The sequence below is a fragment of the Viridibacillus sp. KH_047 genome (assembly GCF_057838945.1).
Window position 1 is genome coordinate 4,041,603 of the sequence record NZ_CM174479.1, and the last position, 13,189, is coordinate 4,054,791.

Sequence of the window (13,189 nt, forward strand, 5' to 3'; positions counted from 1 at the left end):
TTGGTTGTTCTCCATTCTCCTAGTAGGAAGTTAATTTGAATTCTTTTAGTAATATTTCCAGAAATAAACCGATTCCTAGTGATTTTCAATATTATGTTAACAATTTTCAAAAAGAAGCGCTTTAATTCGACAGGCGCTTTTAATTACATATTTCATCTCTCCCATAGCAATAATGCTATAAGAGTATTTCAATTAATAATACCTTTATTTTAATTGGTCGTTCGATGTTGTAAATTAGCAAATACAATAGAAATTCCCTGGGAAATATACTTTTATTCCCTTTGATTAGAAATCACTGATTTGTTGTAATATATAAAATTAATCAATGGAAAATTTAAAATCACACTCTGATTCTTCGAGGTAATTTATTTTAACCAGAGCTAATAGTTACTTTGCAAAAAATTATTTATACATTGAAACTCTACCATTTTGGATGAATTCACTCAAAATAAAACGCCATTGAGATAAACTAAAAAATCCTTAATGCAAATGCACTAAGGATTTTTAAATCATTTGTTATATAGAGTTTGCAAAGCTTTTCTCATCGGCTCGCGGACATTTACCTTTTCGCGAATAGCCTTTGCTTTTTGTTCTGCTTCTTCGACAGTGGATGCTTGCCCTAGTTCAATTAGCGTACCGACTGCTATGGTACCTGCTCGACCACTACCGCCTCCACAATGGAAAAACACCTTTTTCCCATCACGATATGCTGATACTACTTTATCGACCGCATGCAAAATAGAGGCTTCAACCTGCTCCGCTTCATCTGCAATTGGGGCATGTACTCTATTATAAGTAACTTTTTCTGGTTCTTTCACACGTAAATCGATGACAACATCAATTTTTTCATTCGTAACAGCTTCTACTGCATCTGCTGCTCCTCCGAAGAAAATACGATCATCTAATAAAGCCTGATATTTTTTCTCCACTATTAAACACCTTCTTTAATAAGTGATTTTATCTCCTCGAAACGTGGCATTGCTGTAATCGCACCTGCTTTTGTTGCAGCCATTGCGCCTAATTGATTGGCAAAGAATACACAATTATAAGCATCTTCCATAGTTTTTGGTATACCATATAAATGTGCGTGTCGTAAAATACCTGCCATAAAGGCATCGCCAGCACCAGTTGAATCCACACATGTAATTGGGATTGACGGTACATGTTTCACTTCACCATTCAATACGACATACGTGCCTTGCGCACCAACCGTAATCATTATAAAAGGAATATTGTATTTTGCTAACGCTACAATCCCCTCTTCTAGTGTTGTGGTTTCTGTTAAGAAGAGCAGTTCTTCATCAGCCAACTTTAACATATCCACACTTTGTAAAAATGTATTTATAGTATCATAACAAACTTTTTGGCTTTCCCAACGTAAAGGACGAATATTGGCATCCATCGCAAGTAATGCATTATGTTTTTTAGCCAATGTTACTGCTGCACGAGTTGTTTCAAGTGCAGTCGGATGGAACATAGTATTTGAACAGATGTTAAATATAGAAGCACGTTTAAATGCTTCTTCTTGTAAATGCTCAGGCTCTACTTGTAAATCAGGTGTTTCATCAATATAATTCGTAAAAATGCGATCATTTCCTTCAGTTAGATGGACATGTACACCACTTACACGTTTTTCAGGGACAATTTTAGCATAATCCATGTTTACGCCCTCTTTGTCTAGCTCATTACGGACGAATTCAGATGTTTCATCATCCCCTGTTATAGTGATTAATGCAGAAGGCGCACCGATACGACTAATTCCTGCAGCTACATTTACAGTAGCACCACCTAAAAACTTAGTAAACGACGTGTTAGTCATATCATTGGCTATAAAATCTACAAACGCATCTCCATATACGAGAACGAATTCTTTTTTTGAGTCTAACATTCACAAACTCCTCCACAAAATATCTTACTTCTAGCGTACCATGAAATCACTCATTGAAAAAGTTTCTTTCCTTATTTTTCGACATTTTTCGTCAAATTAAGGAGAACCTCCCTTTCAACCTTTAATTCGTCATAGGCACAAACACTTATAATCGGAAATCACAGTCTCTCTTTGCTATACTTAATCTTGAAGGAGTTTGATAAAAAATTATGATTACTGTAAGAAATGCTGAACTAGCTGATGGCAAATTTGTTGTACCACTTATTATTGAAGCAATAGGAGACATCGCAAGTCGTATGACAGGTGAAACAGAACCTACAGCTATCGAAAGCGAATTAATTAAGTTATTTGAGCGTACAGATAACCGTCACTCATATCTCAATACATATGTTGCAGAACATAATGGTCAAGTAGTCGGTACTCTAGTAATTTATTCAGGTGATGAAGCACCGCAAATGGATGCCAACTTAGAAACATGGCTAAAAGAAAAAGGTGCAGAAACACCAAAAGTAGATAAAGAAGCTCATGAAGATGAATATTACGTCGACACAATTTGCATCAATACTGACTTCCGTGGTAAAGGAATCGGAACAATTCTTCTAGAATTCTCCGAACAACTAGCACGAGAAAAAGGTTATAAAAAAATATCATTAAATGTAGAGACTCAAAAAGAAAAAGCACGCCAACTATACGAACGTATGGGATACGTCATCACAGAACCATGGACAATCATAGACGAACCATTCCATCATATGGTTAAGTCACTTTAATGCTGAGGGTGCTCTTCCATCGAACAACAACCAAAAACTTCTATCCATTTTTGGTAAACAGCTTTATATAACAAATTTTATAATCCCTATAATTAATATAAAACATGAGTTTCATCAAAAGATGCTCATGTTTTTTTATGTAGAATGTAATACTACTTAGTAAACTTCCCTCTTCACAAATTCAAAAAAAATGTTATACTATCCTCTTGGTTGATTCTAATCTGGCCAATAATAGGAGTTGTTTATATGAATAAAAATTTATTTTACTCGCTATTAGTTGTACTTGCGGCTAGTAGTTACGGAATATTGTCCACTATTGTAAAGGTAGCTATGCAACACGGATTTGATTCAGCTGAGGCAATTACTAGCCAATATATTGTTGGATTTTCGCTAGCCTTGCTACTCTTTATAATTACACAACGTAAGTTACCTAGACTATCTAAAAAAAGTCTGATTATATTACTTTTAGCCGGGATTTTCACAGGTACGACAGGGATTGTTTACGGAAAATCTTTAGATTATTTACCTGCTTCTTTAGCGGTTGTTATGTTATTCCAGTTCACTTGGATTGGCATGCTGATCGATTGTTTATTACACCGTCGCCTACCAAAGCGTGAGGAAGTCATTTCTCTAATTTTCTTATTCGCTGGAACAATTTTGGCAGCTGGAATTTTAGATGTCGATTTAAGCGGTATTGCTTGGCAAGGTTGGGTATTTGGTTTTGCTGCTGCAGTTAGCTTCTCTATTTTCATCCAAATCAATTCAAGACCAACTGAAGAAGTTTCAACAATTGCACGGATGATGATTATGTCATTCTTTGCACTTGTTTTAGTATCTATTTTCTTATCACCTGAAATTGTTTGGAATGGACAATTATTTGGTGCTGGACTTTGGAAATTCGGCTTACTACTTGGGCTATTTGGTATAATTTTACCGATTTTATTATTCACAATCGCTGTCCCTAAAGTCGGTGGTGGTATGGCTTCTATTCTAAGTGCCATGGAACTACCTGTAGCAATTACCGTTTCGGTTGTTGTGCTACATGAATCTTTAACTTGGATACAAATTGTAGGGATTATTCTAGTATTAATCGGTATGACTTTACCTACTCTATTGACAAGAAACAAAGCAAATTAGACCAAACTTCACACTTATTTTGCAAACTCTCTCTTCTTATTTGATACAATCAATCGTATTGAATAGAAGGGAGCTTTTTTATGCGCAAAATTGCACTAACAGCATTAGCATTAATTTCAAGTGTTGCACTTGTGGCTTGTAATGATAATGAAGGAGAAAATACAGATAAAGCCGAAAAACAGGAGGTCAAGGCTGCTGTTCTTAAAGCCGATGTTACTATCCCTAAAACCGCTGAAGTCGGAGAAAAAGTTGAATTCCAAGTAAAAGTAACAGAAGATGGAAAAGTAATAACAAATGCTTCAGAAGTAACGTTTGAAGTGGCAAATGCTGCTACCCATTCAGATAAAATGTTAGAAACTAAAGTAAACAAAGATAATGTCTATGTAGCTGAAATGACAGTTAAAGAAGCTGGTAATTATGAAATTACAGCGCACGTAACAAATGGAGAGGGTCATGAAATGGTTGATGCAGATATGAAAGTTGCAGGAGAAGTCGCAAAAACTAAAGACAATGATCACGATTCAGAAGAAGCACATGAACATGCACATGGAGATACTACTGCTACATTCTCTCAAACAACTGCTAAAAAAGGTGAGAACACTAATTTTAGTGTCACTATTGAGCATGATGGTAAAGCACTGACAGATGCAAGAGTTCGTTTCCAAATTGTTAATAATGATACTGAAGAAGCTGGATGGTTAACACTAAAAGAAAAAGCAGACGGTACTTACGAAGTTAAAAATACTTTCAATGATGCAGGTACTTATAAAGTGACTCTTCATGTAGAAAAAGACAAAGAGCTTCATTTCCACGAAGAAAAAACATTTACAGTGAAATAAATAACAGAGCAAAGGCCCTTAAAGTTAATACCTTTAGGGGCCTTTGTATATTCAATAATATAATTTTAACTATGCTTTGAATTTCCCTTTTGGTACATGATCACATTTGGCAAAGTAACCTTTACCAGCGTACCATTTTGTTCAGAAATCTCTAGGTCACCATTTACAAACTCGACTCTTTCCTTCATACCATTTAAACCGTTACTCGATGGTTTCCTATTCATATTAGAAATACCTATACCATTATCTAATACAGTCAATTGGATGACGTCGGATTTTTGTATAATGGTAATTTTACATTCAGTCGCTTTGCTATGTCTTACAACGTTATTGACAGCCTCTTTCAAACACATACTTAATGTATTACCAGTAATTGCAGGAATATGATCGAATTCCGAATTACCTTCAATAATCATTTTAATATCTGCTGCTGTTAAAATTTTTTCTACATGTAGTAGTTCATCCTGTAATTTCACAGCCTTCATATTCGACACCATTTCCCGCACTTCTTTTAATGCAATGCTAGCTGTTTGACGAATATCGCGAAGCTCTTCTATTGCAGCATCTTGATCTTTTTTTACTAAACGAATAGCTAAATCACTCTTCAAACCAACCATTGAAAGCTTTTGCCCTAGAGTATCGTGTAAATCTCTAGCAATTCGTTGACGTTCTTCATAAACGCTTAGTTCTGAAATACGCTCATTGGCAGTTGCTAATTGTCCTTGTAATTTATCACGTTTGTTCGTGCTGTATATATAAAATGGGCCTAAAATTACACCAAATACAACGATAACGATAAAAGGAATCTCTTTAATAAATAGCTCGGTCTCGATAAAGAAACCACCTATAATTGAACCAACAGTCATAGCAATATGAAGCCCATACATAATATAAAACCCAACAGTATGGCGAATTCGCCCGATAAAGAAAGCAGTGAAGAAAGCAAAATAAATGTAACCAAAAAGAACTGTCATCACTGCATTAATGACCATCTCTAAGGAAATGCACACATATACTAAACCACTATTAGTACTATAAGAAAAGCGAAAACAAATGATATATACAATCAAAATAGCGACTGCAATAGATACAATTAATGTTGATGCTGTACGAAAAACGAAGTAAAGAGGGACGAAACAGAAAAGAATCCAAGTCGAAATACTAAGCAATGGATTTTTCGGAAAAATACTATACCAATTCGACATTCTGTCAATTCACCACTCTTTCTAAACTTTTATTATAACAAAATTTCCTTAAATCCAAACCGATAGCCATTTTGATTCTAGAAATCATAAAATATCACCTGATCAACCGCTAGCATGCTAAAGAAATAAACTCTTCAAAATAGCTAATTAAACATTAATTATTATATGACTTTTTTTGTGGAAAGGGCTTGAGCTTCATTGTGGAGAGAACATATTTACTTTGATATTTAGTTAAATATCTTCTGAATTTATAATATTGATGAATGATGGATTATTTTATTTAGACGCATTAAATTCATAAATTAATGCAAAATAATGAACACGTAGTTTACAAATCACATATACTATTGTAATATCAACACATGAACAGATGTTCATATGATAATGTTAGGGGGGGCAATTAATTGGAGCAAAGTGAACATCACTTTTTAAATGAATCGACGGTTGAAGATGTTGCAAGAACTTTCAAAGCACTAGCAGATCCTACAAGAGTGAAAATTTTATATTTACTATCCCAGGAAGAATGTTCAGTTGGACATATTGCAGATGTTCTGAATATGACTCAATCTGCTGTATCCCATCAACTATCCTTTCTGAAAAACTTACGTTTAGTGAAATCACGTCGTCAGGGTAAATCATTATTTTATAGCTATGATGACGAGCATGTTATTGAAGTACTCAAACAAGTAATTGACCACTCATTACATGATTAGGAGGAATTTATATGCATCATCACGGACACGATCACAGTCATGATCACGGGCATCACCACCACGGGCATGATCATGGTAGAGAGGGCAACAAAAAAGGGCTCATTATGGCCCTTACCATTACAGCAGGAATAATGATTTTAGAGTTTTTTGGAGGCTTAATTACAAATAGTTTAGCTTTACTCGCAGATTCTGGGCATATGTTAAGTGATACTGCTTCTTTAATTCTAAGCTTAGTGGCGATAGGATTTGCTGCTAAAGCCGCTTCTCCAAAGAGAACATTTGGTTACCACCGATTTGAGATTTTAGCAGCTTTTTTTAATGGCATCACTTTATTCTTAATTGCAGGTTTCATCATCTATGAAGCTTATGGAAGATTCTTTGAACCTCCAACTGTTGCTAGTGGTTCTATGATGTTAATCGCTCTAGTTGGATTATTAGCAAACCTCATTAGCGCATGGTCTTTAATGAGTAAAGGTGACGTAAAAGATAATGTCAATCTTCGAAGTGCTTATCTTCATGTTCTTGGGGATGCATTAGGTTCTGTAGGAGCTATTGTTGCTGGTCTTATCATGTATTTCTTCGACTGGTACATTGCAGATCCTATCATTAGCGTTGTTGTTGCATTATTAATCCTAAAAGGGGCATGGGGAATTATTAAGCATACCGTTCATATTTTAATGGAAGGAACACCTGCCGCAATTGATCAAAAAGAAGTTAAAAAAGCGTTAGAGAGTATAAATGGTGTTATTAATGTACACGATCTTCATATATGGACAATTACATCTGGATTAAATTCTTTAAGTTCTCATTTACTAATTAAAGATGAAGAGAATGAACAAGTGATTCTTCAAAAAGCCATTCATATAATCGAAAAAGAATTCCATATTGGACATACTACAATTCAAGTTGAAAAATCAATGCTTCAACACGAAAATATGAAAGTCTAGAAATGTAGAAGGTATTAAGAAATCGTTCAAAATGAATAAATTCTATTCTGTTTCCTAAGGGAAAATAATTTCGTGAACAATTATCCGCGGAATTATTTTATTTAAACTTATTATACCCTCCCGCGGTATGGTATTATATAAATGCATAATCCATATGATAAAAGATTAGAAGGTTGTGAAAATAGATATGACTCAAAACGACAACACTGTGAAATTAGCTGTTAACGGTGGGATTTCATATGGTGCTAAACTAAATGCCAAGCAGTTGGCTGTCATTGCTCAGTACATGAATGACGGGGATGAACTGGAATTGACAACTTTCCAGCAGCTTTACATCGATGTACTTGAAAGTAATGTGGAACTCGTAAAAGAGAAATTTCAAGAAGTTGGCCTGTCCTGCTACCCTGTAGGAAATTACGTCAAAAGCCTAAGAACTTGTAATTTCTGCAAAGGGTCAGAACAAGAAGGTATGCCAGTTGCCATTGAACTAAATAAACGTATTGCAGGAAAACCCGTTCCCTTTACGCTTCGCCCAGCCTATACAGGTTGCCCCATCGGCTGCGGTGAACCTTTAGTCAATGATATCGGCGTCATGAAAATCAAAAGTGGCTATGACTTATATATAGGAGGAAAAGCAAAAGGTTTTGATGCCCAAACAGGTACTTTACTAATGGAGTAACTTACTCCTGCACAACTGTATGAGGTTATAGAGAAAATCGTTGATATTTATGCTGAGAATGGTAAAAAGCGTGAACCGCTATTTAAATTCATTAAACGTTTTGGATTAGATAATCTTAAAGCGCAACTTGTTCATTAAATATAGGAAACTTAAAATTCGAGAGTAATATATAAGTAATACTGTAATTTCACTTGCCCACGCTTCATTTCACACTAAATGAAGCGCGGGCATTTTTTCTATTTAAGCTCTCTCAACTATATAGAAATTCTATACTCATTTTGCTTGATCCAATGATTTATGTTCTTTACTCTTCCTCCCTCAGAATCTTAAATATCTTTGAATATGAAAAGATTACCCTTTATATTTGGATGTAAAAAAGAACCTGCTTACTTTTGCAGCAGGTTCTCGATTTTTAGTTATTAATCATTTACATAAACATCAAAAGGGGTTTCTCATCAGTCGTTTTTCCGACTTAGAGATCCCCCCTTTTCAAACTCTTATTTTACTTCAATTACAAATGGATAAGCATTTACTTGTTCACCAAACTTAAATTCAGCCCACATTTTATATACACCTGGCTTAGTAAATTCTGTTTTAAAAACTGGTTGATTATCCGATACAGGATGTACATGAATAAAGTTCTCTGCGTTTTCATCTAAAATGACAACATGACCTAAAGCACCTAAATATGGTTCAGGTTTGGCACCTTTTAAATCGAAATCTAAAGTGATTTCCTTATTCAAATCAAATTCTGTAGTCTTAAGTTCCACTGATTGATTGTTAATCGTTTTTGTAAAGTTTTTATCTACAACAAGATGATTCCCGTTGTTCTTTTGATGTGTTTCACCAACGTGAAATTCAATTGGTTGCACTGAATACGGGAGCCCTTTTGGTTTGATATCTACGAATGCTTTATAAGAATAATCAGCTAAGTCAAACTTGTTTTGATAGATTCCTTTATTCGCTTCCTCGGGGTGAAAATGATGATATTCTTCTAAGTCTGAACTAACAACGATTAAATGCATTAGCTTCTCATGGGAAACTTCTAATTCTGGTGCATTATTGTTTTTGTCTTTTAATTCTACTGTTGTGATTCCATTAGCGTAAGCTACTTTAGGGATAACTTCACTCATGTCGCTTTCCTTATGATCTGTATGTTCATTTTCACTATTTTGATCTTCTGTTACTTCTGTTTTTGGATTCATATTGGCATATACACTGTAACCTATTATGATAATTCCTAAGTAGACAATTGCGGAAATAGCCCAAGTTGCCGTACTACGTTTCATCTATATTGCCTCCTCTAAGCTTTTAGCTTAATACGTTGTAGTCTTAAAGCATTTAGAACAACAGAAACAGAACTAAACGCCATTGCTGCTCCAGCTAACCACGGAGCTAGTAAACCGACTGCGGCTATTGGTACACCTAAGCTGTTATATGCAAGTGCCCAGAAAAGGTTTTGTTTAATATTCAAAATGGTCTTTTTACTCATGAAAATTGCGTCGGCAATACTGTTTAAATCGCCTCGAATTAGCGTAATATCTGCCGCTTCCATTGCTACATCCGTACCTGTACCAATTGCCATCCCAATATTAGCTGTCGCTAATGCTGGAGCATCATTGATACCATCGCCTACCATCGCAACAATTTTCCCAGCAGCTTGAAGTTTTTTTACTTCTTCTGCTTTTCCTTCTGGTAAAACTTCTGCAATGACATGCTTAATACCTACTTGAGCCGCAATTGTTTTGGCTGTTTGAGTGTTATCTCCTGTAATCATTACTACGTCTAACCCTAATTTGTGTAAGCGAGCAATAGCATCTTTTGATGTTTCTTTAATTGTATCGGCTACAGCTACTAGACCCGCATATTGACCATCGATAGCAACTAACATAGCAGTTTTACCTTGCTTCTCTAAATTCTCCATTTGTACTAATACATCTTGCACTTGAATGTTGTGTTTCGCCATTAGTTTACGTGTCCCAATCAATAATTGCTTACCATCCACTTTTGACTGAATACCGTAACCAGGGACTGCTTCAAATATTTCCGAAGAACCAAGTTCAATACCTTTTTCTTTAATCCCTAAAACAATTGCTTCTGCAAGTGGGTGTTCAGAGTTTTTCTCCGCTGTACCAACAAGCTTAAGGAAGTTTTCCTCATCTACACCTTTTGCTAACAAAACATCTGTTAATGATGGTTTACCGTTTGTAACAGTTCCTGTTTTATCAAGGATAATCGTATCTAAACGGTGTGTTGTTTCAAGATGTTCTCCACCCTTAAACAATATCCCAAATTCTGCTGCACGACCGGAACCAGCCATGATTGAAGTAGGTGTCGCTAAGCCAAGTGCACATGGGCAAGCAATAACTAATACTGCGATGAATTTTTCAAGCGCTTCTGCAAAATCTCCTGGACTCACCATGAAATACCAAACTAGGAACGTAATTATAGCTATACCTACTACAATCGGAACAAATATACCTGAAATCACATCAGCTAAACGTTGAATAGGTGCTTTTGAGCCTTGTGCCTCTTCAACTACTTTGATAATTTGCGCTAAAGCTGTATCTTTACCAACGTTGGTTGCTTTAATTTTCAAGAACCCATTTTTGTTAATCGTTGAACCAATAACTGTATCGCCCACTGTTTTATCTACAGGAATACTTTCTCCTGTTAACATAGCTTCATCAAGTGCTGATTGACCTTCCACAATATCACCGTCAACAGGTACTTTCTCACCCGGTTTAATGTAGACAATATCACCTTTTAATACTTCTTCAATAGGAATGATCATCTCTTTGCCATCACGGAAAACAGTTGCGTTTTTCGCTTGTAACCCCATTAATTTCTTAATAGCTTCAGATGAACGTCCTTTTGCTTTGGCTTCAAATAGCTTTCCTAAAATAATTAATGTTATTAGAACCGCACTTGTTTCATAATATAGTTCCACCATACGAGCATTTGAGCCAATTGACTTGATACTTAAATACAAACTATAGAAATAAGCAGCTGATGTCCCTAATGCCACAAGCACATCCATGTTTGCACTCTTATTTCTTAATGCCTTATAAGCACCAATATAAAATTGTTTACCAACTATAAATTGAACGGGTGTTGCTAGGGCGAATTGGACCCAAGGATTCATCAACATATCCGGCAACCAGATGAAATTTGTAAATTCGAAATGACTTACCATTGCCCATAACAAAGGAATGGACAAAATAAGCGAGAAAATAAATTTCCCTTGTTGTTTTTGAATCTCTTTTTGGCGATGGTCGATATGGTCACTTGTTTTTTCTTGTTTTTCTTCAAGGGAGTAACCCAGTTTCTTTATCGCCTCTTGCATTTCGGGGATATTCACTTGTTCTGGGTTATATTCCACATGAACAGATTCTAATGCAAAGTTAACCGTTGCTAGTTCAACTCCGTCAAATTTGTTTAAGCGTTTTTCAACTCTATTTGCGCAGGCTGAACATGTCATACCAGTGACATCAAAATCAACTTTTTCAATTACTACGTCATATCCTAACGCTTTAACTTTCTCCTTAAATTTTGTAGAGTCTGTTTTATCTGAATCATAGACAATTTGTGTTTTTTCGAGTGCAAAATTTACATTCGCCTCTTCAACACCTTCCATTTTGGACAAACCTTTTTCAATCCTATTTGCACAGGCTGAACATGTCATACCTGTTATTTGTAGAGTCGCTTTCTTTTGACTCATCATTTCTCACTCCTTACTTCACTGCAATCATAAATGCTTTGGTTTTAAAAGAAATCGTGCTGAGCCCAGCACGATTTCTTATTGGCACTTTTTCTTTACGTAGATTACTCTACATCATAGCCTTGCTCTTCAATTTCATCATTAATTTCCTTTAAGCTGATTACATTTGGATCTAATGTTATTTCTACTTTTGCTGTATCAAGATGTACTTTTACAGATTCAACTCCGTTTAACTTACCTACATTTCCTTCAATTGAATTAACGCAATGTCCACAAGACATTCCTTGTACGTTTAAAGTTACTTGTTGCATAAATAATTCCTCCTAATGTGTTTTCATATTCTTTATAAATGTACTATACCCACGTAGGGTAAAATAAAACCTTTGTTTATCTAACTATGCTACAAACTGTTCACCTTGTTTGTACCACCTTACTTATACCCTTTATGCTGTACTAATGGCTACATAAAAACTAGCTTTAATCCTACTGAATTAATTAAAGTGTTCTAAAGCGCGGTTCACTTTAAGTTTTTCTTATAATCATTTTTCTTCATCTATATTGAAAACTCGGCATTTCCGGCTAAATTTCTTAATTACTATAAGCCTCCATAACTCGGCCAGTTCTTTTATCTCTCCTTCCAAAACTTATATGAAGTTTAATTACTTCTCACAAACAATTTACCATACCCCCGTTAGGTATGTCAACGGCGAGTTTAAAAGCCAGCATAAATAGCTGACTATCACTCATTAGGATTTTGCAAATTGCTTAAAAACGTCCATTAACTCTTTAATCGCTTCTTCTCCTTCTCCATTCTTAATCGCATCCGATACGCAATGGCTCGTATGTTTTTCTAATAAATTCATATTCACTTTCTTCAAGGCTGCATTGATAGCGGATACTTGAATTAAGATGTCTACGCAGTAACGATCGTTTTCAACCATATTTTGAATACCGCGAACTTGTCCTTCAATTCGTTTTAATCGATTTAAAATATCATCTTTTTCCTTAGTTGATCGATGTGTGATTTTTACTTCTTCTATTGGGTTTGACATATTGTCACCTTCTTTTCTTACAAGGGTATTATTAATGATGAGTTTAACTTGATTGTACCATAATTATTTTCTTGCCTCTTGTTTTACAAAGATGGAGGAAATATACTTAATTCTATCTACTATTAAATATATTCTGAATATTACACCCTGCTTAACAGAGCATTTATAGAGATTTTACTTATATTTATTAAAGAAAACTGTTTGAATCTGCATAAATCTAGACAAATAAAAATTCAAG

Annotated in this window: 12 protein-coding genes and 1 pseudogene; 6 read left to right on the top strand and 7 right to left on the bottom strand. The window is 35.1% G+C overall.

The window, feature by feature from the left end:
• Positions 1–509: 509 nt before the first annotated feature.
• Together AC3IS5_RS19755 and AC3IS5_RS19760 are read right to left on the bottom strand one after the other, a co-directional pair.
• On the bottom strand, positions 510–929 hold the full coding sequence (locus tag AC3IS5_RS19755; protein WP_489425918.1) for a protein-tyrosine phosphatase family protein: 420 nt from the start codon (positions 927–929) through the stop codon (positions 510–512).
• 2 nt (positions 930–931) lie between these two features.
• The gene (locus AC3IS5_RS19760) at positions 932–1,888 is read right to left on the bottom strand and encodes a carbohydrate kinase family protein (protein ID WP_489425919.1); all 957 of its coding nucleotides are present in this window, start codon (positions 1,886–1,888) and stop codon (positions 932–934) included.
• A gap of 206 nt (positions 1,889–2,094) precedes the next feature.
• Between AC3IS5_RS19760 and AC3IS5_RS19765 the strand changes: the two genes are divergently transcribed.
• The 3 genes from AC3IS5_RS19765 (at position 2,095) to AC3IS5_RS19775 (ending at position 4,634) form a co-directional block, all read left to right on the top strand.
• Entirely contained in the window at positions 2,095–2,658 is a 564-nt protein-coding gene (locus AC3IS5_RS19765) for a GNAT family N-acetyltransferase (protein ID WP_489427946.1), read from the top strand.
• 246 nt (positions 2,659–2,904) lie between these two features.
• Positions 2,905–3,795 carry an EamA family transporter gene (locus AC3IS5_RS19770; protein WP_489425920.1) on the top strand — a complete coding sequence of 297 codons (891 nt, stop codon included), beginning with the start codon at positions 2,905–2,907 and terminating at the stop codon, positions 3,793–3,795.
• An 80-nt stretch (positions 3,796–3,875) separates the two neighbouring features.
• The gene (locus tag AC3IS5_RS19775; protein WP_489425921.1) at positions 3,876–4,634 is read left to right on the top strand and encodes a FixH family protein; all 759 of its coding nucleotides are present in this window, start codon (positions 3,876–3,878) and stop codon (positions 4,632–4,634) included.
• A gap of 65 nt (positions 4,635–4,699) precedes the next feature.
• On the opposite strand, the gene AC3IS5_RS19780 is transcribed toward AC3IS5_RS19775, so the two are convergent.
• Complete coding sequence (locus tag AC3IS5_RS19780) at positions 4,700–5,839, bottom strand: sensor histidine kinase (RefSeq protein ID WP_489425922.1); 1,140 nt, start codon at positions 5,837–5,839, stop codon at positions 4,700–4,702.
• A gap of 404 nt (positions 5,840–6,243) precedes the next feature.
• Here AC3IS5_RS19780 and AC3IS5_RS19785 point away from each other — a divergent pair, with 404 nt between their 5' ends.
• The 3 genes and pseudogenes from AC3IS5_RS19785 to AC3IS5_RS19795 all read left to right on the top strand — a co-directional run bounded on the left by AC3IS5_RS19785 (position 6,244) and on the right by AC3IS5_RS19795 (position 8,316).
• Positions 6,244–6,552: an ArsR/SmtB family transcription factor gene (locus tag AC3IS5_RS19785; protein WP_193738036.1), complete on the top strand. Its 309-nt coding sequence runs from the start codon at positions 6,244–6,246 to the stop codon at positions 6,550–6,552.
• An 11-nt stretch (positions 6,553–6,563) separates the two neighbouring features.
• Complete coding sequence (locus AC3IS5_RS19790; protein ID WP_489425923.1) at positions 6,564–7,499, top strand: cation diffusion facilitator family transporter; 936 nt, start codon at positions 6,564–6,566, stop codon at positions 7,497–7,499.
• A 187-nt stretch (positions 7,500–7,686) separates the two neighbouring features.
• Positions 7,687–8,316: pseudogene (locus AC3IS5_RS19795) on the top strand (nitrite reductase).
• Positions 8,317–8,675: 359 nt separating this feature from the next.
• Here the strand turns inward: AC3IS5_RS19795 and AC3IS5_RS19800 are convergent.
• The 4 genes from AC3IS5_RS19800 to AC3IS5_RS19815 all read right to left on the bottom strand — a co-directional run bounded on the left by AC3IS5_RS19800 (position 8,676) and on the right by AC3IS5_RS19815 (position 12,951).
• On the bottom strand, positions 8,676–9,467 hold the full coding sequence (locus tag AC3IS5_RS19800) for a DUF8832 domain-containing protein (protein ID WP_489425924.1): 792 nt from the start codon (positions 9,465–9,467) through the stop codon (positions 8,676–8,678).
• A gap of 14 nt (positions 9,468–9,481) precedes the next feature.
• A complete protein-coding gene (locus tag AC3IS5_RS19805) occupies positions 9,482–11,902 on the bottom strand; it encodes a heavy metal translocating P-type ATPase (RefSeq protein WP_489425925.1) in 2,421 nt (806 codons plus the stop codon).
• A gap of 101 nt (positions 11,903–12,003) precedes the next feature.
• Positions 12,004–12,210, bottom strand: a complete 207-nt coding sequence (gene copZ, locus AC3IS5_RS19810; protein WP_489425926.1) for a copper chaperone CopZ — start codon at positions 12,208–12,210, stop codon at positions 12,004–12,006.
• Positions 12,211–12,645: 435 nt separating this feature from the next.
• Complete coding sequence (locus AC3IS5_RS19815) at positions 12,646–12,951, bottom strand: metal-sensing transcriptional repressor (protein WP_489425927.1); 306 nt, start codon at positions 12,949–12,951, stop codon at positions 12,646–12,648.
• Between the last annotated feature and the right edge of the window lie 238 nt (positions 12,952–13,189).

Bases quoted from the DNA above. Each gene is read 5' to 3' on its own strand.
- AC3IS5_RS19760 (WP_489425919.1), bottom strand. From the start codon at position 1,888: ATGTTAGACTCAAAAAAAGAATTCGTTCTCGTATATGGAGATGCGTTT.
- AC3IS5_RS19805 (WP_489425925.1), bottom strand. From the start codon at position 11,902: ATGATGAGTCAAAAGAAAGCGACTCTACAAATAACAGGTATGACATGT.
- AC3IS5_RS19775 (WP_489425921.1), top strand. From the start codon at position 3,876: ATGCGCAAAATTGCACTAACAGCATTAGCATTAATTTCAAGTGTTGCA.
- AC3IS5_RS19815 (WP_489425927.1), bottom strand. From the start codon at position 12,951: ATGTCAAACCCAATAGAAGAAGTAAAAATCACACATCGATCAACTAAG.
- AC3IS5_RS19780 (WP_489425922.1), bottom strand. From the start codon at position 5,839: ATGTCGAATTGGTATAGTATTTTTCCGAAAAATCCATTGCTTAGTATT.
- AC3IS5_RS19770 (WP_489425920.1), top strand. From the start codon at position 2,905: ATGAATAAAAATTTATTTTACTCGCTATTAGTTGTACTTGCGGCTAGT.
- AC3IS5_RS19800 (WP_489425924.1), bottom strand. From the start codon at position 9,467: ATGAAACGTAGTACGGCAACTTGGGCTATTTCCGCAATTGTCTACTTA.
- AC3IS5_RS19790 (WP_489425923.1), top strand. From the start codon at position 6,564: ATGCATCATCACGGACACGATCACAGTCATGATCACGGGCATCACCAC.
- copZ (WP_489425926.1), bottom strand. From the start codon at position 12,210: ATGCAACAAGTAACTTTAAACGTACAAGGAATGTCTTGTGGACATTGC.